At 41.5% G+C, this 26,307-nt stretch carries 22 protein-coding genes; 10 read left to right on the top strand and 12 right to left on the bottom strand.

The window, feature by feature from the left end; all coding sequences use genetic code 11:
• Window positions 1-22: 22 nt before the first annotated feature.
• A complete protein-coding gene (locus tag EAG18_RS16700; RefSeq protein WP_125253498.1) occupies window positions 23-1,306 on the bottom strand; it encodes a DEAD/DEAH box helicase in 1,284 nt (427 codons plus the stop codon).
• A 55-nt stretch (window positions 1,307-1,361) separates the two neighbouring features.
• Window positions 1,362-2,276: a 4-hydroxy-tetrahydrodipicolinate synthase gene (locus EAG18_RS16695; RefSeq protein WP_125253508.1), complete on the bottom strand. Its 915-nt coding sequence runs from the start codon at window positions 2,274-2,276 to the stop codon at window positions 1,362-1,364.
• A 174-nt stretch (window positions 2,277-2,450) separates the two neighbouring features.
• Between EAG18_RS16695 and EAG18_RS16690 the strand changes: the two genes are divergently transcribed.
• Window positions 2,451-3,104, top strand: a complete 654-nt coding sequence (locus EAG18_RS16690; protein ID WP_125253507.1) for a DUF6058 family natural product biosynthesis protein — start codon at window positions 2,451-2,453, stop codon at window positions 3,102-3,104.
• A gap of 344 nt (window positions 3,105-3,448) precedes the next feature.
• On the opposite strand, the gene EAG18_RS16685 is transcribed toward EAG18_RS16690, so the two are convergent.
• Window positions 3,449-3,703 (bottom strand): hypothetical protein, encoded by a 255-nt coding sequence (locus EAG18_RS16685; protein WP_125253497.1) that lies wholly within the window; start codon window positions 3,701-3,703, stop codon window positions 3,449-3,451.
• Window positions 3,704-4,235: 532 nt separating this feature from the next.
• Between EAG18_RS16685 and EAG18_RS16680 the strand changes: the two genes are divergently transcribed.
• Window positions 4,236-4,493, top strand: a complete 258-nt coding sequence (locus EAG18_RS16680) for a type B 50S ribosomal protein L31 (protein WP_125253496.1) — start codon at window positions 4,236-4,238, stop codon at window positions 4,491-4,493.
• 5 nt (window positions 4,494-4,498) lie between these two features.
• Entirely contained in the window at window positions 4,499-4,636 is a 138-nt protein-coding gene (gene ykgO, locus EAG18_RS16675) for a type B 50S ribosomal protein L36 (protein ID WP_080672543.1), read from the top strand.
• Between the two features lie 61 nt (window positions 4,637-4,697).
• On the opposite strand, the gene EAG18_RS16670 is transcribed toward ykgO, so the two are convergent.
• Complete coding sequence (locus EAG18_RS16670) at window positions 4,698-5,093, bottom strand: cytochrome b562 (RefSeq protein WP_125253495.1); 396 nt, start codon at window positions 5,091-5,093, stop codon at window positions 4,698-4,700.
• A gap of 240 nt (window positions 5,094-5,333) precedes the next feature.
• Here EAG18_RS16670 and EAG18_RS16665 point away from each other — a divergent pair, with 240 nt between their 5' ends.
• Entirely contained in the window at window positions 5,334-6,383 is a 1,050-nt protein-coding gene (locus tag EAG18_RS16665; protein ID WP_125253494.1) for an ABC transporter substrate-binding protein, read from the top strand.
• Window positions 6,384-6,542: 159 nt separating this feature from the next.
• On the top strand, window positions 6,543-8,189 hold the full coding sequence (locus tag EAG18_RS16660) for a S8 family serine peptidase (protein WP_125253493.1): 1,647 nt from the start codon (window positions 6,543-6,545) through the stop codon (window positions 8,187-8,189).
• Between the two features lie 21 nt (window positions 8,190-8,210).
• On the opposite strand, the gene EAG18_RS16655 is transcribed toward EAG18_RS16660, so the two are convergent.
• The 4 genes from EAG18_RS16655 to ybaK all read right to left on the bottom strand — a co-directional run bounded on the left by EAG18_RS16655 (window position 8,211) and on the right by ybaK (window position 13,596).
• Window positions 8,211-9,041: an EamA family transporter gene (locus tag EAG18_RS16655; protein ID WP_125253492.1), complete on the bottom strand. Its 831-nt coding sequence runs from the start codon at window positions 9,039-9,041 to the stop codon at window positions 8,211-8,213.
• Window positions 9,042-9,983 (bottom strand): phosphotransferase, encoded by a 942-nt coding sequence (locus EAG18_RS16650; RefSeq protein ID WP_125253491.1) that lies wholly within the window; start codon window positions 9,981-9,983, stop codon window positions 9,042-9,044.
• Window positions 9,984-10,255: 272 nt separating this feature from the next.
• On the bottom strand, window positions 10,256-12,511 hold the full coding sequence (locus tag EAG18_RS16645; RefSeq protein ID WP_125253490.1) for an acyl-CoA dehydrogenase: 2,256 nt from the start codon (window positions 12,509-12,511) through the stop codon (window positions 10,256-10,258).
• Window positions 12,512-13,137: 626 nt separating this feature from the next.
• On the bottom strand, window positions 13,138-13,596 hold the full coding sequence (ybaK, locus tag EAG18_RS16640) for a Cys-tRNA(Pro) deacylase (RefSeq protein ID WP_125253489.1): 459 nt from the start codon (window positions 13,594-13,596) through the stop codon (window positions 13,138-13,140).
• 278 nt (window positions 13,597-13,874) lie between these two features.
• Between ybaK and EAG18_RS16635 the strand changes: the two genes are divergently transcribed.
• Window positions 13,875-14,048, top strand: coding sequence for a hypothetical protein (locus EAG18_RS16635; protein ID WP_185745610.1), 174 nt, complete (start codon window positions 13,875-13,877; stop codon window positions 14,046-14,048).
• A gap of 524 nt (window positions 14,049-14,572) precedes the next feature.
• Here EAG18_RS16635 and dnaJ read toward each other — a convergent pair.
• Entirely contained in the window at window positions 14,573-15,709 is a 1,137-nt protein-coding gene (gene dnaJ, locus EAG18_RS16630) for a molecular chaperone DnaJ (RefSeq protein WP_125253487.1), read from the bottom strand.
• A gap of 153 nt (window positions 15,710-15,862) precedes the next feature.
• A complete protein-coding gene (gene dnaK / locus EAG18_RS16625; RefSeq protein WP_125253486.1) occupies window positions 15,863-17,785 on the bottom strand; it encodes a molecular chaperone DnaK in 1,923 nt (640 codons plus the stop codon).
• Window positions 17,786-18,128: 343 nt separating this feature from the next.
• Between dnaK and EAG18_RS16620 the strand changes: the two genes are divergently transcribed.
• The 4 genes from EAG18_RS16620 (at window position 18,129) to EAG18_RS16605 (ending at window position 22,573) form a co-directional block, all read left to right on the top strand.
• A complete protein-coding gene (locus EAG18_RS16620; RefSeq protein WP_125253506.1) occupies window positions 18,129-18,923 on the top strand; it encodes a thioesterase family protein in 795 nt (264 codons plus the stop codon).
• 208 nt (window positions 18,924-19,131) lie between these two features.
• The gene (locus EAG18_RS16615; protein ID WP_125253485.1) at window positions 19,132-20,337 is read left to right on the top strand and encodes a PqiA/YebS family transporter subunit; all 1,206 of its coding nucleotides are present in this window, start codon (window positions 19,132-19,134) and stop codon (window positions 20,335-20,337) included.
• Complete coding sequence (pqiB, locus tag EAG18_RS16610; protein ID WP_125253484.1) at window positions 20,334-21,992, top strand: intermembrane transport protein PqiB; 1,659 nt, start codon at window positions 20,334-20,336, stop codon at window positions 21,990-21,992. The genes EAG18_RS16615 and pqiB overlap by 4 nt, the downstream gene beginning before the upstream one ends.
• The gene (locus EAG18_RS16605; RefSeq protein WP_125253483.1) at window positions 21,989-22,573 is read left to right on the top strand and encodes an ABC-type transport auxiliary lipoprotein family protein; all 585 of its coding nucleotides are present in this window, start codon (window positions 21,989-21,991) and stop codon (window positions 22,571-22,573) included. Before pqiB ends, EAG18_RS16605 begins: the two co-directional genes overlap by 4 nt.
• On the opposite strand, the gene EAG18_RS16600 is transcribed toward EAG18_RS16605, so the two are convergent.
• Window positions 22,568-23,077: a GNAT family N-acetyltransferase gene (locus EAG18_RS16600; RefSeq protein WP_125253482.1), complete on the bottom strand. Its 510-nt coding sequence runs from the start codon at window positions 23,075-23,077 to the stop codon at window positions 22,568-22,570. The genes EAG18_RS16605 and EAG18_RS16600 overlap by 6 nt on opposite strands.
• Window positions 23,078-23,374: 297 nt before the next feature.
• Window positions 23,375-26,260 (bottom strand): insulinase family protein, encoded by a 2,886-nt coding sequence (locus tag EAG18_RS16595; protein ID WP_125253481.1) that lies wholly within the window; start codon window positions 26,258-26,260, stop codon window positions 23,375-23,377.
• Between the last annotated feature and the right edge of the window lie 47 nt (window positions 26,261-26,307).

Raw genomic sequence — 26,307 nt, 5'->3', positions numbered from 1 at the left:
GCTGAAGTGAATTAACTAACGATTATTTTTGCTTCTGCTGCTTGCGCACATTTGCAATACGAGAACGGTTTTTTAATCGAGCTTCTGCACTTGCTTGGTTCGATGGCTTGTTCACACGAGCTTTGCGACGTTGATGTGCAGGCTTTTTCTGAATTGTTTCCACAAGCTTTTCCCGATTAGCGACTTCATATCCTGGTAAGTAGTAACGCGAGATCYGCTGTTCAATTAATTGCTCGATATGGATCAGATCCGACTCTTCTTCACGGCTCACAAAAGTAATGGCGTAACCAAACTGCCCTGCACGTCCTGTTCTACCAATACGGTGTACATAGTCTTCAGCCAGATAAGGGACGTCATAGTTCACTACTCGTGGTAAACCAACAATATCAAGGCCGCGGGCTGCAACTTCAGTGGCGACCATCACACGCACTTTACCCTCAGTAAATTCCCTTAGCGCTCTGCGACGGGCTCCTTGAGTTTTATCACCATGACAAACATTCGCGTCAATCCCGTCGAGCTTTAACTCTTCAACCAGTTTGTCCGCTGTTTCTTTCATGTTGACGAATACCAACACCTGTTGCCAGTTCTTTTTACCAATTAGTTCCGAGAGTAGCTCCCGTTTACGCTCTTCTTTGACTGGATATACAACGTGGCGAACCGTATCTGCGGTACTGTTCTCGGGTGTTGCTTGAATAAGCTTAGGTTGATTCAGGACTTGTTTGGCAAATTGCTTCATCGCTGACGGAAAAGTTGCCGAGAATAGTAACAACTGCTTGTTCTCATCTACCGATGCAATAACCTTTTGCATGTCTGTGATAAAGCCCATGTCGAGCATACGGTCGGCTTCATCCAGCACGAGATACTTTACTGTGTTCAAAGCAACATTACCAAGGCGGATATGATCTAACAGGCGACCTGGCGTAGCGACCAGAATATCAACTCCCTGTTTTAAACGCTCAGCTTGGCCGTTGACATTGACTCCACCAAAAAGCGCTTGCACTTTTAAGTCTGTATATTTTGCAAACGTAGCGCAATTATTGGCGATTTGCTCAGCAAGTTCTCGAGTTGGAGCCAGAATAAGCGCACGAGGTGTTAGCTGCGACTCAGTCTCTAGCAATTTTTGGATAATAGGTAATGCAAACGCTGCGGTTTTCCCTGTTCCAGTTTGCGCTGTAGCGAGCACATCGTTGCCCTGACGAATGGCAGGAATTGCGGCCTGCTGAATTGGCGTTAATGTGTGAAAATTGATGTCTTGCAGCGCATCTAAAAGAGGCTGTGCGAAACTAAATGAAGAAAACGTTGCCATAATAACCTACGACCGAATCAAAAACGGTCGCAGATTATAAATGACAAACGGGCTTTTAACAAAACTTAAGCAGCGTTTCGTCGATTAATTTTGGTGTAGCGCCAATAAAATCGCTTTCTTTCAATTGCGAAAGAAGCGCAATCCCCTCTTGTTGCTGTGCAACAGAAAGCGGCACATAAGGTAATCTAAATACGGGCTTTACCGCTGCGGTCATGATTAAAGCGGAATTAATCGCGATTGGATTTGGTTCGCAGAATAACCACTTCATTAGTGGAAGCAAAGATTTGTTAAGCGCGTCATTCGGTGCGTCCATTAATTGCCGGAATAAACCTGGTACCAAATTTGACGTCACAGAGATAACACCGTGGGACTGGCTTTTATGGCGGCTATCATGAGCCTCATCATCATTCCCAGACCAACAAGCAATCCCGATTGCCTCATAATGAGCGATACGAGCATCACCTGCACACTCTTTCATGCCAACGAAGTGCTTGTGATTTGCAAGCGGTTCAATAATGTCGGGGGTAAGATCTTGCCCCGTTCTACCCGGCACGTTGTAGATAAAGGCCGGGCCGATTTCTAACACCTCGTTTAAATGCGCTTTCACGCCTGTAATCGAAGTTTTGCCGTAATAAGGGTTAATTTGAAGCGCGCAGTGCATGCCTGAAGCAAAGCCATATTCAGTTGCTTTTTTTGCTTCTCTGGTGTTGTTGCTTCCTGTATTACCAACAATTAATAATCTATCACCAAACTTATTCGCTGAGTGAGCAATCAGCATCAAGTGCTCCTCCCAGTTCATTAGTTGACCTTCACCAGTCGTACCCGCAACTACGATACCGTCGACACCGTTCGTAATTTGGGCTTCCACCAATTTATCAAAGGTATCTAAATCTATTTCGCCCGCCATGGTATAAGGCGTTTTAATTGCTGTGATTAAGCTCGATTTTTTTATTGATTGGATATGATACATGGTTTTTCTATTACTCATTCTGTTAACCGCCATTTTTACCATAAATACGACGGAGATCCGACCCATAAAATCATGGAAATCAATTAAAACTGATTAATTTTGCCTTTGCACACTTGTTATTTGCGTAAAGATCCATCAGAATTACAATTACTGTATATCCATCCAGTCAACTTTATGGGATTGTCACATTTTTTAAATACGCACTTTTATACCACTGCTGAGCTGAGCAGTAGCTTAAAAATTACCGAAGACCGACTGGCCGAATGGCAAAGTCTGAGTCTTTTTCCTAACCCAAGCTACAGCATTCAGAACCAAATAAAGTGTAGTTCTTACTTCGGACTTTATGAATGCGAAGAGTACACCGACTTTTACGCTCGCGGCTTATTAAATTGGGGTCAATTGATACAAAAACACAAAATAGATCAATCGAGTAATGCCTTTGAACTTTTTAGACAAAAATATTGTGACGCATTGGGTAGATGTGTAGAAAAAGGCTTTTATACTGAAGATCCGTCGTTTAGTGATGATTTAGTTGAACATGTTCAACAGGTGTGGCAACAGTTTTTGTGTGGTAAATACGGCGTTATCAGCCAAAATGGGCTCATTGAAGAAGCGCTGTATATTGATTTAGGCCGTGCCATTATTGACGACATTACAGAAGCCAGAACAGCTAGTAATATTGCAGCTGAGCAACGAGAACAAGTGCACAACGCAATGAAATTACTCAACAAAGCGTTAGCAGCAAACACTCAAGCTGAGCAAACTGAGTCGCTACGGTCAAAGTACATTGATCAGTTAATCCGTAAGTATGATTTGTCTATAAAGTAGCGTAAATTTAATATCATACTTAACTGACTTCGCTGAGCGTCAAAAGAGGGGCTTCGTCTTGCTAGCAAAAATTAAATACTTCTTGGAACAAATCAGATACCAATTTGTACTTCTTCGGGTACAAGACACTTTATCGCCTAACTCCCTCTATGGGCGGTTGCAACCTACAGGCTGGTGCTAGCTTCAAGCGAATAAAACAGTGATTGTCTAAAGCTCTGATGAATTATTGATAACAGCACGAATAGATGTGCTGTTTCTGGAGCTTGAAGCCTTGTCGATAGCACTTTTCTTAAACACTAATCCTTGGTATTGGTCGTTTGTAATTACAGCGAGAGAAGCTGTGGCTATATTTGCTGCTCAATATGCGCACGAATAATCTCAAACGCTTTTAATACTTTCAATTGATCTTCACATAGACTGTCATACCAAGCATCAAACAATTCATCTTCTTGCTCGCTAAGTGTCTGATACTGCGCTAATAGCGTCACAATATCGCTGTGAGTACAAGACAAAGAATCCAGCTCTTGCTGTAGTGCAGAGTCATCACTGCTTTGCAGTTTAGCTAAAATTGAGTTATCTAATTCAGCTTGTTTATCCATAATGAATGCTCTTTTATCTGTATTTATATCGGTCAACAACGATGCTCTGTTGCAAACCATTGTACTAGGTTTTAGTTATTTATGAGGCTACTGCTTTATACCACGCACGATGTACGTAATACGAGTTACATTCTTCCACCAACAAGTCGGGAGGATAAAGTCCACTCCTAGCTTCGGTAAAAGCTTTTGACTAATAATAATGTCGTTATGCAAACTGCCCTTACATTTATATGGCTTCGAATCAAATTACCGTAAAAACAGGTATGAACAATATACCTGCACTACTCTAATTTTTTGATACGCATATCATAATGATCTGTTATGCAGCATTAGTTATAACAGGCAATTTTGAGGAAAGTAACCCCCCTTTTTTTTAACTGCTCAAGATACGTTCAGTTTCATGTTGATGGCGACGATAAAACAACCATTATGCTGTAAATATCATCTCATCAAAATTTAGTTGTTGAGAATAGTTTTTATTTAATTTATATTTGATATGGTATAACAACACACAAATGTAGGAATCGTTGTAATGAAACCAAATATTCACCCTGACTATCAACTTGTTGCTTTTCATGACACATCTGTAGACAAATACTTTATCGTGGGATCCACTATTAAAACTGACCGAACGATTGAGTTAGATGGTAATACTTATCCCTATTTTCCGATCGATGTGTCTAGCGCTTCTCACCCTTTCTATACAGGTAAGCAAAAACTTGTTGCAAGTGATGGCCGCGTTGCGCAATTTAATCGTCGCTTTAAAAATTTAGCGTCTAAAAAAGGATAAAAATCATGAAAGTCTTAAGCTCACTTAAAAGCGCTAAAAATAGACCAGGATGTCAAGTTGTGAAAAGAAGAGGCAGAGTGTATGTGATCTGTAAAACGAACCCTAGATTTAAGGCGGTACAGGGTAAAAAGAAAAAGCGCTAAATGTATAAACAAGTGCCAATCAACATCGCTGATCGGCACTTGATTAGAATAGACTTTACTATCACTTGTTTCCAAATAACAGTTCCCAAAAGCTTGGTGGCTCATGGAGCTCGTGATATTTCTTCCTCAACTTATCGACTTCCAGTAATTTTTGACGTGCAGCATCAAGTTCGCCTGACTCAAGTCGCTGCTCAACTAAGGCCACAGTTTCTAATACTTGCTCAAGACCGGTTAATGATTCTGAAGCTACCGTTTTCTTAAAATTAAACGCTTTGCTTTCACGTACAAGTAGCTTAAATTCATCTAGATGTACCTGCATTTGTTGTTTTGTTTCAGACTGCACTGCTAATTTGTATATATGTCCCATCTTTTTCATTGTTTTATTCAGGTCACTTTGCTCGTTTGCGATGACAGAAGTAGCAACAAAAAATATGATAGCGTAAATTACTTTTATCATGAGGGTCTCCCTATTAGATTTGCCGCTTAGTATAAAGCAAATGCAATCAGAGCTACATTTATTGTTGATAACCTAAGTACCTTCGTAAAAAGCTGGCTTAAAACAACCAATACCCGAGCCCTCCTTTATTAAGCCACATGATATACGTGACAATGACAGTCACTAAAGCGCATTTATGAGCTATAATTTGTAAAGCAACGGTTCTTTTGACTTATCAATACATTTTCGCAGCTATGGCTTATGTTCAAAAAACTCGTACTTTTCATCCTGCTCTTAATTACCTCAAAGATAGCTTTAGCTGCACCACGATTCAGTGTTACGTTTGTGAATCCAGGCTTTGCCAACGAAAACCCCACAGGAGACTTCTGGCGTAATGTAAGCAGGATTATGCAAGCAAGCGCCAATAACCTAAATATCGAGTTAAAAATTAGCTATGCTGAGCGCAATCATATTTTAATGAAGCAACTGATAAGCCAAGCATTATCCAATCAGCCAGACTACCTTATTGTCGTAGATGAGAAATCCAGCGTTATTCCTTATTTATTATCAATACCAGCCTCAAACGTAAAAATCATATTTTTGCTAAACGGCCCGTCAAAAGAAGCAGAACTCGCGCTAGCCAATGCAGGACATCAAATTATTGGCACTATTGAACCTAATAATTTCCAGGCCGGGTTTAAGTTAATGCACCAACTTGCGAGAAAATCAATGAGGTCCACCGCCCCATCTAAACACCTGTTAGCGCTGCTAGGTGATGTCGCAACTACAGCTGCATTGGATAGACAGAAGGGCATGCTAGCCTACCTTGAGCATAATAAAGAGATTGAGTTAATCGCTGAAGAAAACAGTCAGTGGTCACAACAAGAAGCGTACAGAATAACAGCAGCATGGTTACGTCGAGACCCATCAATTACGACAATATGGGCTGCCAATGATCCAATAGCCATTGGCGCCTTAAAAGCTGCAAATGAACTGCAGCGAAAAGTAGTCGTAGGTGGTATTAATTGGGATAAAAATATTGCCCCGCAACTTGACGTTTCTATAGGTGGTCATGTTCTTCTTGGGGCTTACACACTTACTAGGCTTGCCCACTATCATCAATTCCAAAACTACATTGGACATTTAAAAGTATCAATTTTCGAACAACTAGACACGTCAAACTTACTTCTTTTTAACGCGATCCATGGAAACTTTATTGGACAGCTGGAATTTTCACGTTACATTAATGAGCCAGAGCAATTTACAATACGGGAAATAAGCAACTCAATAAAGCAAAAAAAACAACAATAAGCCACCCATATATTTATACTTTTAAAATTATCAATTCAAATACAGAAATTAAAAACTATAAATAATGCAATTTGGAAACTAATGGCACCTTCCAATTGACAGCGATGTCAACACCTGTTTTAGTTACAAAAGTAAACAACATGTAAAACAGGTGAACTTATGAAAAACAGTAAAAAAGCAACAAAACTTATCAAGCTTTCGGCGTTAAGCGTATGTGTTTGCGCGAGCCTCTCATCAGTAGCGCAGGCTGACACTCAGCGCGTTATCGTGACATTAAAAGATAACGCCACAACTAACATATTACCGCTACAGCTAAACGATCTTGAAGCCGCGCATTTGAAGTCTCAGATCCTTTCGGAGGCGGCATACACAACATTAGGTACAACGGCTTTGGGCACACTTCCGAGTGTCAATGCGTATGTTGCAGAGGTATCTCCTGCACAAATGCAACAACTGCAGGAAGATAAGAATATTGCTCAAGTTGAGATAGACCCAAAACGTTACTTGCCTTCGATAGAGCCTACTGCAATTGACTTACTAGCAGAAAGTACTCCATATGGGATTAGAATGGTACAGGCTGATCAGGTTTCAGACAGTTACAGCGGTAATCGCAAGGTTTGTATCATGGATACAGGCTACACGCTAGGACATCAAGACTTACCTAATACTGGGATCACCGGTAATGATGGTTATGGTAATTACGATACAGGTTTGTGGAGTAACGACGGCAACGGACATGGCACTCACGTAGCTGGCACAATAGCAGCACTTGGTGGTAATGGAACAGGTGTGGTTGGTGTAAACCCGTCAGGCCAATTAGGTCTGCATATTGTTAAAGTATTTAACGACCAAGGCCGTTGGGCATATGGCTCTGATCTTATTAAAGCGATTGAGCAGTGTGAGCAAGCAGGCGCTAACGTAACCAGCATGAGCTTAGGGGGCAGTGGCAGCTCTACAGCAGAACGAAATGCCTTTGAACAAAGTTATCAACGTGGCATGCTACATATTGCCGCAGCAGGTAACGGCGGTAACAGCTCGCTAAGCTATCCGGCATCTTATGATGCAGTTGTGTCAGTTGCTGCGGTAGATAGCTCAGAATCTAAAGCTTCTTTCTCACAGTACAACAACCAGGTTGAAATTGCAGGGCCAGGTGTTGGTGTTAACTCTACTTGGAATAACGGTGCTTACAGAAGCATTAGTGGTACATCAATGGCGACTCCTCACGTTTCCGGCGTTGCAGCACTGGTTTGGAGCCAATTCCCGCAATGTACAGCCAAGCAAATCCGTAACGTATTAAATGCAACTGCAAAAGATAAAGGCCAAACTGGACGTGATACATCTTATGGTCACGGTATTGTCCAAGCGAAAGCTGCTGTAGATTATTTAACTGCAAATGGCTGTGATACCTCTGGCGCTGTAAATGCGAACTTTAGCGTGACAGTAGATGGTATGACCGCTAAATTCAGTAATCAATCGACATCAGGTCGCTACCAGTGGCAATTTGGTGATGGTGCAACGAGCTCGCAAACAAACCCATCACATACCTATGCTTCAGCTGGTACATATCAAGTGACATTAACTGTAACTGCTGCAAACAATAAAACAGCATCAAAAACTGTTTCCGTTACAGTAGATGGCGCGCCTACGGGATGTAAAGGTATCCAAGAATGGAATGCGACTAAGCGCTACTATAACGGTGACCGAGTATCATTCAAAGGATTCGAGTACAAAGCGACATACTGGTCACAAGGTGCAAGCCCTGAAATCTACTCAAATGTTTGGACAAAGGTAGCACAGTGTAAATAACAACTTGATGAGTAGTGGTGTTTAAGCACCACTACTCAGTGCTAGCAAAACACTGGCGATCAAGATAACTAATATCATCCCCCACTCTCTTATTGATAGCTGTTCTTTGAAACACCACATGCCGAGCAAACTCGCACTGACGATACCAATGGCTCTTTTCAGCCCCTCCACCATCCCAGGCTGTAGTCCAGTTAATGCCTGCATCTGGGCAATAACAGCAATGGCAAACACAAACGTCGACAACCCCCAAAGCCCTGCATGCTTTGTTAGCTCGTGAAATGAATACCTCGGGCGTAGAAAGATGAAGTTAACCATAAGCACCATTAGGGTAATAAACGTGGCATGAAAAGAAAGCGAGCTGTACTGTAATGCTTGTTTGTCAAAAACAATACATAACCCCCAACAAAATGACGTAATAGTTACTTGCTTTGCACCGGGCTCTTGAAAGATAAATTTACCACCTTGCAAGATGAAAGATGCGCTCACAATCACCGTAAGAAGAAGTGACTGATGTATAGTTAATAATTCCCCCAATAATAGCCAAGCAAAAATGCCAGCAACTGCAGGAGTAACCGATAAAAGAGGTAAGATCAATGCCATCCTGCCCAGTGCCAACGCTTGAATAAAGCTGACACTACCAACAGCGGCAAGTACTCCGCTAATTAGCGCGGGTTTAAAATAGTTCCAATCAGGTAGCTGCTTATCAACGAAAAGCCAATAACCAAGGTAGACTGGTAGCACAAGCAGACTCAACATCACTGACATCTGTGCAGCGCTATAGTAGCTCGCTAGCCTTTTTCTTAAAAAATCAAAAATAGCCCAGTGTAAAGCGCTTAGTAGGGCAACCGCCATTTACCGCCCTTGTTGTAAAGCAATTTGAGTTTGAAACTTCATGTATTTATTAATTTTAAAGTGATCAGGCTTCCAGCCTAACAAAAACCGATAGAAGTCAGCCCACACAACCGGCCACAGCGCTTCCCACTCGCTAAGTAGCTGTGCTACGTCTATTGAGGCTGCTTTACCTAACAGCTCGACCCTTAAGGTATCTAAGTACAACTTGAGGTAGTCATCCGCATAAAGTAGTTGTGCTTGTTCATCTAAAACCGAGGTAATGAACAGCATTAAATCTGAAACTCCAATGCCTTTGCCCACGTATTGGAAATCAAATCCCAGCGCTTGCTCTCCATTAAACGCAAAATTAGCTAATTTTGCGTCTCCGTGGATCCATGTGTGCCAGTAGCTATTTTTTATTCTATGGTGCAATAAACTGGCGGCTTGCTTTACTTCACCATCAGCCATTCTTTTAAATTCATCAGGACGAGTTTCTAGATGCCAGTAATTCCCTTGCTCCCAAACATGCTCTGCGGGGCTTTGTAAAAAGTGAGCATGAAACTTGGCAAGCCAGCCAATCACAGCCATTATTTGTGCTTCAGATGGTTTATCAACTTGCACAAAACCCTGACTAGAGAAGTCCCTAAATACAATGTAATCCATACCATTAGCTCCACCTTCCCCTAAATAACTCGCGGTATTACAAGGCGGTATAAGCTCGCAAGCATGGTACTTATAAAAGTGCCTTTCTACTTGGTATGAGTGCGCTTTTCTCTTTAAGGCCACAGCTGACTGTGAAATGCGTGAGTGTGTTACCTGCTTAGGCACTTTGGTTCTTTTTATTGCTAATTTACCAACGTCATGGTTGATAAACAGCATATCACCACAACCGCTCCAAAGTTGCTGATTTCTTTTTAATGACATGGGCACAGAAATTACATCATTAGGAATAATTATTTTCACTGAGTTATACCCTTTTTGTTATTTAACTTGAAATGTAATTGATCAATCTATCTGATTAATTATTCGCCCAAGTTATTCAAACACAACACCAAAGCCTGCTCGTTTGATAAGCCCTGAGCGTCAAAATCAACAACACTCGGTCACCTAATATAAACAAGCTATTGTGCCGTGAGACTCTTAGTATAGCTGCTGTTATTATCTTTACCCAACATGAAAAAGCCCTTAACCAATTGGCTAAGGGCTTTAAGTTTACCAACAAGTGAATGACTAACTTATTCGTTTACCGCTTGCTTGGCAGCTTCTTTTGCGGTTTCCTCATTAAGTAAGTTTAAATCAAAGTCAAACTCATCTACGCGAATGGCTTTTTCACGCTTACGATTGTAGTCAACTAATTTTGCGTATTCTTCTTCATTGATAAGATTTGCAACTAGTGCATTATCAAGAGTTTGCTCAAAACGAACACCAGGTTGGATTTCACGTCGACGAACTGCTTTTTTCACCTTAACAAGTAAATCTAAACAGCCCATTTTAGCTTTATATGCCTGCTCATTAATATCGTGTCCGTCACCTGCTGTAGGCTTAACAAGATGGGTTAATTGAGCCTTAAATGGCGTATCCATTTGTGCAGCAGCGGCAAGCTCGCGCACCATGTCATCATTTATTTTCGGCATCTGTTTTCCACTAAACTGCATCGTGATTACGCGCATGAATTTACGAGTACCGCTCGCAGGGAAGTTGTCCAAGAACTTATGCAGTGCTTCTTCTGCGCTAGTTAACGCGTATCTTGTTGCGTAGTGGAAATAAGGAGCCGCCTGCTCACGCTCAGATACCGCAACTTTCTGCTCATAGTATTTAATGGACGCCATTGCCGCATATAGGTAACTCATAACATCGCCTAGTCGAGCGGAGAGCATCTCTGCTTGCTTCAATTTACCGCCCAACACAAGTAGTGAAAAGTCAGCATATACGGCAAGTTTAGCAGCAAGCCTATGTGCCGCTTTTTCATACTCTCGAACTTCTGGTAGTGATGACTTAGCATCAGCAGTAAATGGCATCACACCGTACTTGAATGCCCGTAAACTGTTTGCAACGCTGTAGCTTACCGTTTTGGTCAGAATACCTCTGAACTTACTGTCAGCATCTTTATCTTCGCTGTGGATTGACTCTACCATTGATTGCAAGTAAGGGTGACAACGCATTACACCTTGACCAAAAATCATCAGGTTACGAGTCAAAATATTTGCCCCTTCCACCGTGATCGCTATTGGCTGAGCAACATAACCGCTTGCAAGTGTGTTTTGCGGACCGTTTTGGATTGCCTTACCAGCAAGAATATCCATCGCTGAGTCAAGCACGTCACGACCAGTTTCCGTCATGTGATATTTAGCGATAGCCGTCACTACTGATGGCTTAAGACCCATCCCCAAACCTTCAGTAGTTAGCACTCGCATTGCTTCTTGCAAATATGCTTTGCCTGCGATATCCGCCAACTTTTCCTGAATACCTTCAAACTGACCAATAGACAGGCCAAATTGCTCACGGACAGCCGCGTATTCAGATGCCGATTTTAGTGCCACTTGGCTTGTCGATACGCCAAGCGCAGGTAATGAAATACCACGACCGGCACCTAAGCAACTGACCAGCATTTGCCAGCCACGACCAATATTCTTTTTGCCGCCGATAATAAAGTCCATAGGAATAAAGACTTTTTCACCGCGGGTTGTACCGTTATAAAAGCGAATTCCCATTGGGTCATGACGATTACCAAGTTGCACACCCGGGTGATCATGCGGTATTAACGCACAGGTAATGCCAAGTTCTTTTTTACCGCCAAGCAAACCTTCTGGATCAAGTACTTTGAATGCTAGACCAAGAACGGTTGCGATTGGCGCAAGAGTAATGTAGCGTTTATCCCAAGTTATTTCGAGACCTAGAACTTCTTCACCATTGTGCACACCTTTTGTAACAATGCCTTGATCCGGAATGCCACCAGCGTCAGAACCCGCTTCTGGGCTTGTTAATGCGAAACACGGAATATCACGGCCATTGGCTAGACGAGGAAGGTAGTGCGCCTGCTGCTCTTTAGTACCGTAGTGGAGCAACAACTCGCCAGGACCCAGCGAATTTGGAACCATAACGGTTACCGCTACAGCTGAAGACTTGGTAGCAATCGTGCCAACAATCGTTGAGTTGGCGTAAGGGCTAAACTCTAGACCACCGTACTCTTTTGGAATGATTAGTGAAAAAAATCTTTCTTTTTTCAAAAATTCAAGCACATGCTCTGGCAAGTGTTTGCCATTTTGAATTTCTGAGTCATCTATCATACCCATGAGTTCTTTCACAGGACCATCTAAAAACGCTTGTTCTTCAGTACTTAGTTTGGCTTCTGGCACAGCGCGTAGTGCTGCAAAATCAGGTTTACCTTGATAAATCGACCCTTCTAACCAAACATCACCGGCATCTAATGCTTCTTGTTCTGTGATTGAAATGCTTGGGAGGATCTTTCTTAAATTCGTTCTTAAGCTCATAATTAACTCATCCGACCAGATAAATATACTTACATTACGGCATAAAAATGCGTTTAGATCAATTACTCTATCTCACTTTTTAACGCTTTTTTTACTGAGTTATCTAGCGGTTAATATAAATGACTGCAAAATTAATAGCTTACACGTGTAAGTTGAAAGTAATATTTTGCAGGGYGATGACAAAAATATGCTTAAAAAAGGGAAGCTCTCCGTTGTTACATGAGAGAAGCTGAGGTAGATGTTAGCTTACGCCCAAAATGAAGGCGCTTGATATCATGAGGTAGCAAGACATGCTGTTCAGTATGGCGCTATTTTTTGGCTATAACTTACAATGCACAACAACGTCTTGGTACTAATAAATAAAGCGTTTTAGCTCCTTAAAAATAATGGCTTATCACATCAATACAAATAATATTTCGTCAAAAACAGCTACAATAGAGCACCTTATTCATCCGGTATAATACTCTTTTGGGCGTCATCGTAGCGCACCAAAGCTATAATCTAAGGTAGGTGTAGTCGGCGATTTTTGCTTGATCTCAAGCTTAAGTTACCTTAATTATGAAATAAACGTTTCTTAGCCACACTGAAAAAACACTGATAACTAAACGCTGTGCAAAGTTGTGACGCTAAAAACATGCTATTTTTGCTTTGCAAATAGCTTTTATATCTGTCGGCGAAATGGCCACTTCCACTCCACGTTTCCCTGCACTCACATACACTTGTTCAAATGACAAAGCACTTTCGTGGAGTAATGTAGGCAGTTGTTTTTTCTGGGCAAATGGGCTAATCCCGCCGACCAAATAACCGGTAACTTTTTGTGCATACAGCTGTTCAGCAAGCTGCGCTTTTTTACCTTCACATGCCTTTGCAAATGCTTTCAGGTCCACCTGTTTAGTTGCTGGTGATACCGCTACATATAGTTGCCCATCAACCTCTATTAATAATGTTTTGAATACTTTTTCTCTATCTAAGTTAAGCTTTGTTGCCGCTTCATTTGCAAAGTCATTGTCGTTAGGATCATGCTCAAATTGCAGTATTTTAAATTCAACATTAGTCTTTTTAAGTAAGTTAATCGCTGGAGTCATCAAGCTTCCTTTTACACTTCTGTTACTATTGCGCACGTATTCTGATATTAATGCGTTTTCTCTTTAAGATGTCAATCTTGTCTATACTGATAAATACCAAACAAGCAAGTCTAGATTTCAGGTGAGGATCTCAGCTCTGCTTATTTTTTAAGTTTGTTTTTGTAGCAGTTTGGTTATATCAATTTGCTTAATTAAGTGCTCTATTTTGAGGCGAGAAAGTCTTGTCGATAACTAGGCAAAAATTTTGCTATTTAGTTGTTCTAAATAAGAAATTTTTAATGCTGTTAGCGTCGGATTTACTCCTTCTAATTGAGCAAGTATTAAGTCAAATTGGTATTAGTACTGATATAAGGCAGCCGCTACGCACCATAGTTACTCAATGTGAGTCAGGCGATAAAGGCCCTGTGCACCTGCAAAGCCACCTTAGCCTGTATTCTTGTATGGCAACATAGTAGTAATGTGGATCAAGCGCTGCTCTTTGAGTCCACCTAAGTGATTTTGTACATTGTTGCTCAACTTCTGCTTAGATTACTGGCGGCAAGTAGAGTGTTGCGACCAAAATACACTCAGGAGAATAAAAACCAAACGGCAAAGGCAAGCACCTCCAGTTATTTCGGTGGAAGGTAATGAAAATATTGATAGTTAAATATCTGTTTTGCCTTGTCGGGTTCTTCTTATTGGTATTAGTTTTATGTCAAGAGTATGAACATTGGAAAACCATGCAGCTATGCAGTAATAAGTGTGCCCATCTCACAGCGACGAAAAATATTCGTGTGCACGCCAAGATCAATGGTGCTGTTTGCTATTGTGGGAAGGCAACAACGCACATCTTGATTGTTGAATCGTAACACCTTTCCAATCAATAATGCCCACATTATTTGCGGGCATTATAAGTAAGCTAGCTACCAAACGTACATTCAATGCTGTTAGGACAAAAGTCCACGACTAGAACAGCATTGATTATCCGAAATTCAAGCTACTTCGTTAAGTCGTCAAAGAACTTTTTAACGCCGTCAAAAAAGCCTTGCGCTTTAGGGCGGTTTTTACCATTATTTTCGCCCATAGAGTCTTCAAATTCTTGAAGAAGCGCTTTTTGACGCTCGTTTAAGTTTACTGGCGTCTCCAGTACGACTTTACAAATTAAGTCACCTACCGCACCACTGCGCACAGACTTCACACCTTTACCGCGCATACGGAACATTTTACCAGTTTGGCTTTCTGATGGAATTTTCAGTTTTGCACGACCATCTAGCGTCGGGACTTCAATTTCGCCACCAAGTGCGGCTGTTGTAAAGCTAATTGGCACTTCACAGTATAGATTATTGCCATCGCGTACAAAGATAGGGTGTTCTTTTACACTCACCTGTACATATAAATCACCGGCTGGAGCACCATGTGCACCGGCTTCCCCTTCACCAGATAAACGTACTCTGTCACCCGTATCAACCCCAGCTGGGATCTTAACATTCAGTGTCTTCGTTTTTTCTACACGCCCTTGTCCATGGCAGCTGTTACATGGATCTGAAATTATCTGACCTGTGCCCTGACAAGTTGGGCAAGTTTGCTGTACAGCAAAAAAGCCTTGGCGCATTTGAACTTGACCTGCACCATGACAAGTTGTACAAGTCTTGGGCTTCGAGCCAGCTTTTGCACCACTGCCATCGCATGGTTTACAGCTCACCCAAGTTGGAACTTGAATATCAACCTGCTTACCACGTACCGCTTCTTCAAGACTTAGCTCAAGGTTATATCTTAAATCAGCACCACGTTGTTGTCTTGATTGACGACGGCCACCGCCACCACCAAAGATATCACCGAATACGTCCCCGAAAATATCGCCGAAGTCGCCAGCACCGCCAAATCCACCATGACCAGCACCACCGCCTTGTTCGAAAGCTGCATGGCCGTATTGATCATACATCTGGCGTTTTTGACTATCAGTCAATATCTCGTAAGCTTCTTTTACTTCTTTAAATTTCGCTTCGAGTTCAGCGTTACCAGCAGTACGGTCAGGGTGATACTTCATTGCAAGACGTTTATACGCCTTTTTAATGTCACGTTCACTGGCGTCTCTTGCAACACCTAATACTTCATAATAGTCAGGTTTAGACATTTTTATCACACTACTCTTTCTTGGCAACTTATGTCGTTGCAGACTCTGTTGAGCCCTGTCGCTTGCAAATACTTGCGAGACAACAGTCTAATTTATAAACACGTAGGGCGCGACAAGCCATACAGCCAGCGCGCCCTCCTTCAAGACCTACAATTACTTGTCGTCTTTAACTTCTTCAAATTCAGCGTCAACTACGTCATCGTCTTTTTTCGCTGAATCTTGTTGGGCACCTGCATCACCGCCAGCTTGTTGGGCTTGCGCTTTTGCTTGAGCGATTTCCATTAGCTTTTGAGATTTCTCTGCTAGTGCTTGTGTCTTAGCATCGATTTCTTCTTTGCTATCGCCCTTAATTGCTGCTTCTAGCTCGCCAAGTGCAGCTTCAATTGCTGTCTTGTCATCAGCAGGAAGGTCGTCACCCGCTTCTTCAACTTGTTTGCGTGTAGCATGAACAAGCGCATCAGCTTGGTTACGAGCGCCAACTAGCTCTTCAAACTTTTTGTCTTCTTCAGCATTTGCTTCTGCATCACGTACCATCTTTTCTACTTCATCATCGCTTAGACCTGAAGAAGCTTGGATAGTGATTTTCTGCTCTTTACCTGTATCTTTGTCTTTCGCAGATACGTGTAAGATACCATCTGCATCCACATCAAAGGTAACTTCGATTTGTGGTACACCACGCTGAGCTGGACGAATACCTTCTAGGTTGAATTGGCCTAGAGACTTGTTATCGCTTGAGCGCTTACGCTCACCTTGTAGTACGTGAATTGTTACTGCAGACTGGTTATCTTCTGCTGTTGAGAAAGTTTGCGACTTTTTAGTAGGGATAGTCGTATTTTTCTCGATTAACGCAGTCATTACTTGACCCATAGTCTCAATACCTAGAGACAGAGGACAAACGTCAAGTAGTAGTACGTCTTTCACGTCACCCGCAAGTACACCACCTTGAACCGCAGCACCGACTGCTACCGCTTCATCAGGGTTTACGTCTTTACGAGGCTCTTTACCAAAGAACTCTGCAACTTTCTTCTGTACCAGTGGCATACGTGTTTGACCACCAACTAGGATGATGTCGTTCACGTCGCTTACAGACAGATCTGCATCAGCTAATGCACGCTTTAGTGGCTCGATTGATTGCGCAACCAAGTCTTCAACTAGTGACTCAAGTTTTGCACGAGTAAGCTTCACATTCATGTGCTTAGGACCTGTCGCGTCAGCAGTTACGTAAGGTAGATTAACCTCTGTTTGCTGTGCAGATGAAAGCTCAATTTTTGCTTTTTCTGCAGCTTCTTTAACACGCTGCATCGCTAGCGGGTCAGTTTTCAGGTCAATGCCTTGATCTTTTTTGAATTCAGCAACTAAGTAGTTGATAACGCGGTTATCAAAGTCTTCACCACCTAAGTGAGTGTCACCGTTGGTTGCTAGTACTTCAAATGTGTGCTCGCCTTCAACTTCATCAATCTCGATGATTGAGATATCGAATGTACCACCACCTAAATCGTATACCGCAACAACATTGTCGCCTTGTTTTTTATCCATGCCGTAAGCAAGAGCTGCTGCTGTTGGCTCATTGATAATACGCTTAACTTCAAGACCTGCGATACGACCTGCATCTTTTGTTGCTTGACGCTGTGAATCGTTAAAGTATGCAGGAACTGTAATAACAGCTTCTGTTACTGCTTCACCAAGAAAGTCTTCAGCTGTTTTTTTCATCTTCTTAAGAACTTCAGCTGAGATCTGAGGTGCAGCTCTTTTCTCACCACGCACTTCAACCCAAGCGTCACCATTGTCCGCTTTTACGATGTTGAAAGGCATGATGCTAAGGTCACGCTGTACTTCTTCATCTTCAAAACGACGACCAATTAGACGCTTGATCGCGTATAGTGTGTTTTTAGGGTTAGTCACCGCCTGGCGTTTTGCTGGCTGACCTACTAGTGTTTCACCGTCATCTGTAAATGCAATAACAGAAGGAGTTGTGCGGTCGCCCTCAGCATTTTCAATAACGCGCGGCTTGTCACCATCAAGTACCGCTACACAAGAGTTAGTAGTACCTAAATCGATTCCAATAATTTTACCCATGAATCATCTCCGACTTCAAAATTCGTTGTTCAGTTAGTTGCTTTGATAAATAGGGCCGCCAATTTGTAATTCAAGCGTCACAACTAAAAAAAATTAAAAAAAATCGAATTTTTTTCCTGTTTCATGTATTTCGCTCAAAAAATCAACTTTTATTGCCTATTTCGTAATAGCCTTATTTAAATCGACAACTGATAAACCATTACTCAAGCATCGGCCTAAAGCGACCAATAAATACGTCGATTTAGTGTTACCAGATAATAATGGTTCTAACATTTCTCTCTTGATTACCTGGTTAGACCAGTTATGCTAATTGCAAACATAGCAAATAATGAGAAATGACAACATGACATTTGATGAGCTTATTCACTCTCCGTGCTTAAAAAAGAAAGAAGCACAAATGACCTTCCCAGCAAACTGGTGTCAAGGTCGCACTGCATTCGGCGGATTGTCAGCAGCTATTGCGGTACAAAACATGAAGCACCAACTTAATGAGCCCCGTCGGTTACTCTCCGTGAGTGTAAACTTTGTAGGTCCACTGCTTGAAGGTACTCCATTTACAGTATCTACAACTATTCTACGTAGCGGCAAAAATGCAACTCAAATGCAAACACAATTAGTTCAATCAGGCCAGGTATGTTTAATTGCTATCGGTTGTTTTGGCAAAGATAGAGAGTCAGCCATTGCTGTCTCTAATAATGAACGCCCTTCTCTACGGGAAGTCAATACAGAAGCAGTTTTACCGTATCAAGAAGGTGTAATGCCAGCGTTTTTCCAACATGTTGCCTTAAATGCCCAGCAAGGTGCCTTGCCCTTTTCAGGCGCTGCATCTTCTAATTTAGGTGGCTGGATGAAGTTCAAGCAGCAAAATGCCAACATGAATGAGCTGCACGTGCTAGCACTAGCGGATGCGTGGCCACCGACTCTACTGCAAATGTGTAAAGCACCAAGCCCTGCTAGTAGTATGTCATGGTATATTGAGTTTCTGAGTGATATTGACCTATCGTCTCAATCTTGGCTGGGTTTTGAAGCTATTACACACCACAGCAACAACGGCTATGGGATAGAAGATGCAAAAATTTGGACACAAGATGGTAAATTGGCCGCACTGAGCCGTCAAACAGTTGCGGTATTTGATTAAGCTAAATTCAGGATAAGGAGTTGACGCATTCCTTATCCAAATCGCAGCTTGATTAGAATGTAGAAATTCAAAATATCATATAACCATCGCTTGCGCTTATTCTAAAAAACTCTATGCCCACCAATCGAGCTGCCTCACGACCTCAAATATTTGAATTATTTAAGTACATCAAGCAAACTAGATAAAAATAAAATCAACGGATTTTTGTGTGTTAACAGCTTGCCCAGAATGCGACACGCTCGTTCAAATTGATCAGGTCGACTCGCAAAAACGTGCGGTATGCCCAAATTGCCGGTGCGTACTTTGCCAAGTGCAAGGCCATCATAATCAACTGATACAGGCTTTTAGCTTTTCCGCCCTGTTATTTTTATGTGCAAGTTTGTTCCCCAACTTCATTACCTACACTCAACACGGTATCACTCAGGTGGTGAGCCTTTGGCAAGCGCTGATGTTACTTGCAGATCATTACAGCTACTTCTTAGCTGGGTTATTTGCGTTTACTATTTTGATCATGCCGATTGCAGTTAGCCTGTTACTACTTCTTGCACACACTAATTATTGGCAAGTGATTAACGCACACAATGCTAGACATTTAGCAAAACTACTATCAACACTTAAGCCACTTAACTTGACCGATATATTCCTGGTCGCGGTGCTTGTCAGTGCATTTAAACTGATGTCTTTTGCTGAACTTGAAATGGGATTGGGTTTTTGGGCTTACATACTATTTGTACTGTGTTTTATCGAAGCTCTATCTCTATTTGATCATGAATTTATGTGGCGCAATCAAACTCAGTGCAATTTACACCTAATTGAGCCTAAAGAGAATGCTACCATTCTACCCGCAGTATTAAAGCGCTGTAAGGTCTGTGGTTTTTTAGGAGAAGGTGATAAGTGCCAACGTTGTTATGCAAAATTAAAATATCGAAAAGCTCAATCTATTCAAAAAAGTTTAGCTTGGATGCTTACCAGCGTGGTGCTACTTATTCCAGCTAACTTTCTTCCGATTATGGATACTATAAGCCTAGGCTTGCATACACCGGCGACTATCTTTTCCGGCGTCCAAGTTTTATGGGAAGATGGCTCCTACCCTGTCGCTACGCTTATTTTTCTCGCAAGTATATGTATTCCCGTGCTAAAAGCGTTATTATTAAGTTACTTGCTGATCCGAGTGAAAATACCAAAGGATCCGCTAAAAGCGACAAAAGTGTATCGACTACTCGAATTTATTGGTCGCTGGTCGATGATTGATGTCTTCGTTGTCATTATTTTGGTCTCTTTGGTTCAACTTGGTACAGTGTTGAATGTGGAACCGGAAATTGGCATTGTATTCTTTACTCTAATGGTGCTGTGCCAGATAGCTGCCGTTAATAGTTTTGATCCAAGATTATTGTGGGATAAAAATAATCAATGACTACTCAAGCCGATATCGAAGACAAACCAAAATTTTCCGTAATATGGATAATTCCTATTATCGCGTTGCTGATTACAGGCTGGATGCTATATCAACACCAAATTAATAAAGGCCATACCATTTTCATCAAGATGAATGATGCCGATGGCATTATTGCTGGTAAAACTGAGGTACGGGTTAAAAGTGTGAAAGTTGGCTTGGTTGAATCATTAAAGTTAGAGCTTAATCAAAATGCTGTTGTCGCCAAAGTCAGAGTATTGCAACCTTATAGCGACTTGCTCGCGGAAGACTCATCCTTTTGGGTCGTTAAACCACGGATAGATGAGTCTGGAATTTCAGGTATGAACACCCTTCTATCTGGGGTTTACATCGAGTTATCACCTGGTGAAGCGAAAGCTCGCTCTAGCATTTTTACCTTAATGGATGAGCCAGCCCTCATTAGTGCAGAGGTTGAAGGGAAACGTTATAAACTGGTAGCATCAGATGCCGAGGTTTTGGATGTTGGTTCTAGTATATTTTTCCGAAACTTTAAAATTGGTCAGGTGGAATCTGCACATTTCAGTGTTGAAAGCCTAAAAATGGAATATGGTATTTTTATCTACTCTCCCTACAATAAACTCATTACAGACAATGCTATTTTTTGGATTAGCTCTGGGATTGACTTTAAGCTGTCAACCGAAGGCGTAGAAGTCTCAACTGGGTCATTAGCCAAGATGATCAAAGGAGGGATCTCCGTTGACTACCCACCTTCAATGCCTAGTGGTAAAGTTTCCACCGAAAATAAAAGCTATGCCCTACATAAAAACTTTTCTATGGCGCTCGAGCGACGCTTCGATCACTTTGATTACTATCTTGTTGAGTTTGAACAATCTATTCGAGGCTTAAAAGCAGGTGCTCCCGTAGAATACAGAGGAATGAGAATAGGTACAATTGAGCAAGTTCCCGCAACAGGTGTCAGTGACGACAGGCCACTTTATTTTCAAAGAGACAACACATCCGTTCCTGTTTTAGTTAAAATTGAATACGGTCGCATTTATGAAGATGCGAAGCTGGCACAAGAGTATTGGTCAACCAATATAGAAAAATGGATTAGAAATGGATTAAGAGCGTCACTAAAAAGTGGCAATTTGTTAACAGGTGCGGTATATATAGAGCTAGATTTCTACCCAAGTGCTGAAATCGTAAGTACCGATAAAGCGACTGTTTATCCAGTGTTGCCGAGCGTTTCAAGCGGGTTCACTGCACTTTCGGAACAAGTCACCAGCTTATTAAACAAACTAAATGGGTTACCTCTTGAAACAACTGTTAAGGAATTAGAAGGCGCCCTTCAGCAACACAGGTTACTAGCAATGGAAATGAATCAACTCGTAAAATCTGTTAACGAGAATGACATTACAGAAAAGGTTGGTGGCAACTTAACCAGTCTTAAAGACACATTAAATCAGCTTACTTCCAGCTTAAAACAATTTGAACAAACAATGACTCAGTATCAAAAAGGCTCTGGCGTGATGGAACAGTTGAACAGCACACTAGAAGAAATTGAGAGTCTTTCAAATCGCTTAAAGCCCATTTCAAAAGGACTTAACGAACAACCTAATATGCTGATTTTTAACAAAGAGGCTGAGGCAGATCCACAGCCAAGGAAAACAAAATGAAAACACGATTCACTGTATCTATGTTGTGTGTTTTGCTCGCTGGGTGTATGACAAATAAATCGTTACCAGTAAGCTATTACCAGTTGAGCACAACGCAGACTCTCAGTGAAGCCTCTGCACTATCACAATCGAGCAATATTATTATCGTTGACAAGGTGCAGTTAATTGAGTTGTTTAATCAACAAGCCCTCGTGCAGCTTCAGCCCAATAATAAAGTGAATATTGCAAACTTCCATTTTTGGGCACAACCCCCCTCTGATATGCTGACTTGGCATTTAATCAACGGACTAAATACCGCTTCGGATATCACCGCAATAAAGAGCGATAAATTTTATCGTCATAATGAAAAACATCGGCGTCTCGTTGTTGAAGTGGATGAGTTTGCTGGTCATTTTGAAAAAGGTGCCGTAATGAGTGGCACATGGTACTTGTATACCTATAAAGACAAAAGCTACCAACTTAGCCAAGTGCACCCATTTCACTTTGAAACTGAATTAGCACAAGATGGTTTTAACGCGCTAGTGGCCGCGCACCAGAAAAATGTTAAACAATTGAGTTTACATATAAATCAATCATTATAAATTGCGTTCAAACACAACCACAGGCTTGTGGTCTTGATCAATAATAATTGCGCCACAACTTGTAAAACCCGTCCTCTTCAGTACATTTATGCTCGCTGTATTTGATTCTAGTGTTATTGCACTAAGGCATTGATAGCTTTCGTGCAATTTAACATATTCTATGAGTGCCATTACTGCTTCTGCTGCATACCCTTTGCCGGTGAAGTGATCTAAAAACGCGTAGCCAACATCAGGATAGCGGAGAAAATTACGCTGATATAAACCGCATACACCAACACTCTCACCGCTACTCGCTTGTGCAACAATGTAAGGTGCAGGTAAGCCAATTTGATACGGAATGAGATACGCATGCTCAATGTGTTCTTGCGCCTCACGATGGGTTTTAATATTTTTATCTCTAATATTATCTATAAAGCTTTTTTGGTTAAGTAACTGAAGCATAAAACCAGTATCATTTAAGTTGGCCTTTCTCAAATAAACACGCTTTCCTTTTGCTATGACCATAATGCTTCCTGTACAGGTTATTCGTGATGTTATTGATATTATACCAATTAGACTCAATACTTGCTCAATTTGAAGGAGTAAATCTGACGCTAACAGCGTTAAAAGTTTCTTATTTAGAATGACTAAATAGCAAAATTTTTGCCTTGCCTACATTCTATAGACCAGCCGAGTTTACGCCGTTAGCGCTAACACTCGGCTGATAGAAAGGTATTAATTATCCGTAGCTTAGGTTATTTATAAATAAAAAAGCTGGCAGGACTACCCTAACCAGCTTTTACGAAATTGCCTACTTTTATTTTACGGCTGAAATTTAACTTGCTTTTTAGCCTGCTCTAATGAGTCTAGTTTAATTTGCATGGGCAGATCAGCAAACGGTTCAGATTTGAATTTGCTGCCACGAAGTTGAATATTCAGTCGAGCAGCATCTGGATTCATTACCGTCTTTTGGTAGTAATCTTTTACATCCGCCAATGTTATCGCTTCAACAGCCGCTATCAATTTAGCTTTAGAGTCAAACTCCATATTTTCTTTAAACCAATCACCTAACAATGGCTGCAACTCTTCAGACAAGTTTTTAGGCGCTTCGGTCAACGACACCAACACCGCATTTTTAAGCTGCGCAAATGTCTCAGACGTTAACTTGTTCAGTTCCTCTGCATATTCTAGCTTATATTCATCAAAGCGAGCTTGCATACTTTTTGCGTCTTTCACTGGAGTCTGAATGTAAAACCCAAGCGCAGAGTACTCATCAATAGTAACACCTGTCGCGCCTACGGCATAAGCCAACTGCTCTTGTGTCCTCAGGCGCTCAAATGCCGCAGTTCTGAGGTGCCCTTGCAGTATCATCGCCGCCGCTTTTTGCGCGTAGCCTGGTACGGGGTGTACTGCAAAATCAATCACAGCCACATCTGCGACATCTATATCTTGCTGCCACACTAAGGTTTGTTTTTTCTCAGGTTTCCAGTAACCAGCTCGGGCATATTGGGTAATATTTTTGCGTTTTGCCAACGTATTGTCGAGCGTTGATTTGAGTACTTCTAAATCCGATTTATCGTAATTGCCGTAGGCAAATACTCTTACTTGGTTATTACTCAGCACGTGATCTTGCACTGTTTCTAAATCGCCCACTGTGAGCGATTTTGCGGCCGCAATTAATGCAGTGTCGTCATAGCTACCAGAACGTATTAGCTTTTGGTAGACGCTAAATGCCTGTCTAAATGGGAATTCTTTAGCTTGGTTTTGAATACCTCTCACGTAGCGGTCTACGGCTTGTTCAAAAGCGCGCTCACTGACACTGATTTGCAGTCCAGATAATGCGTCTTTTAATAGCAGCGATTGCTTGTCAGTAAAACCTGAAATATCCAGCATTAAACCGTTGCTCGGCGTGAGGCCTAGATACATTCCTGCAACACTAGCTTCCGTCATCAATTTCGCTTTATCTAATCGATATAAATCTGACCAAATCGCCAATGCAACTTCAGTTTTAATATCATCCAATGATTCTGGATTATTGATATAAATTTTTAAGCTGCCCTTTGGCTGAGCATAAAATCGCTCGCTGGCTGCATGCCAGATTGTTACCCCATCAGCATCAATTACTTTTTGTACGCCTTTTTTTGCATCGGCTGGCGCAGTTTTTAAAGCAAAGTGCTCCGGTAAGAGCGTATTTACGCTAGGGAGTGATAAGTTAAAGTTTGCAGCTTTTTTCCAGTGTTCAAAGTCGCTTTCTTTTAGATCTACAATTTTATATTCACCGTCATAAAAATGCAGCTTATCTTCGGTAGGTTCATCTTTACTGATGTACCACACTCGCATGTGCTCTGGAGTTAATTGCTCTAATACAGCGTTTACCGCATCAGCATCGAATTGAGCGTAATAATAACTTGCGTTGATGGCGTGGTTTACTGGAAAATGCTGCATGCTATCGGCTAAATTACTGACGTAGCCGAATTCATCTCCTTTTTCCAAAAACCTAAATTGATTGTTTAGCGATGTTTGGATCTCTTTAAAATAGCGGCTATCGACACCTTGCTGCTTAATTAACTCAATGTAATCTAGCACAGTGCCTGTGATTAACTCACGCTGCTTAATACCTTGATCAGTTAACTGAATATCAACTTGGAGCGTGCCATAATTACCATAACTATTTGGCGTAGCATAAGCGGTCAATGAAGAGATAAGCCCTTGCTCTTTTAGCACTTGTGCAGGGCTTCCTGCCATCTCATTGCTTAATAGATAAGTGATGAAGTAGTTGGGCTTAACTGCAAACTCTGCCGCATTATTTTCAATCGTAAAATCAAGTTTCAGCGTCTTTACATCTTCGTTGGGCTTATAATGAACAAGCTTTTGCCCTACTTTGTTATAGTTAAGTGCCTGTGTTACAGACGGTTTTTCAATATGCTTATTTTTAATTGAAGTAAAATGCTTTTTCGCTTTGGCGACCATTTGCTCAATCGGCTCATTTGAAATCATCGCTAATTTCATAATATTCGCCGAATAATATTTGTTGTAGAAATTGACAGTTTCTTGATGAAGGTTGCTCCCTTCCTTATCCCCTAAGGTTTCAAGATTTCCGATCAAGAATCGGTTTGCAGGGTGCTCGCCCATCATGTTTCTCGCAAGCTTAAACTGGCCAAAAAAATCCATTTCTCTTCGCATTGACCATTCAGCATTTACCGCATTTTTCTCTTTTTCGGTATATTCAGGGTACAATTTAGGTGACTTAAAAAAATCTGAAAAGCGGTCTAGCGCTTCATCATAAGCATCATTATTTACCTTAAACATATAATTGGTGATATCTAGCCATGTATAAGCATTATGGGCACCACCGTTATTGGTCATGAACTCTGAATACCCTTTGCTATCGGGGTACTTTTCTGTCCCGAGAAATAGCATGTGCTCCAAATAGTGCGCCATTCCCTGCTGCGACATGGGATCATGAAGTAAGCCAACACCAACACTCAACGCAGCAGCTGATTTGGACACCGAAGGGTCAGATACCAAGATGACATCTATGCCATTTTCTAAAGTCAGTGTTTGATATTGTCTGTCATCGTTTGGACTGACGATAAGTTTAGGTGAGAGTAAATTTGACTTAACAGACGTGCTATTTAACGAAGAAGTTGTACTGCACCCGGTTATAACTGCTACAGTAAGGGCACTAATTGCGAATAGCTTTTTCATAAAACAATCCATTATGGTGATAAATGACTATTAATAGTCACATTATC

Origin of the sequence: Pseudoalteromonas sp. J010 (assembly GCF_003934235.1) — a bacterium.
Taxonomy (GTDB): Bacteria; Pseudomonadota; Gammaproteobacteria; order Enterobacterales; family Alteromonadaceae; genus Pseudoalteromonas; species Pseudoalteromonas peptidolytica.
Note: the sequence above shows the minus strand (reverse complement) of the source record. Positions and strands in the feature narration are given on the sequence as shown.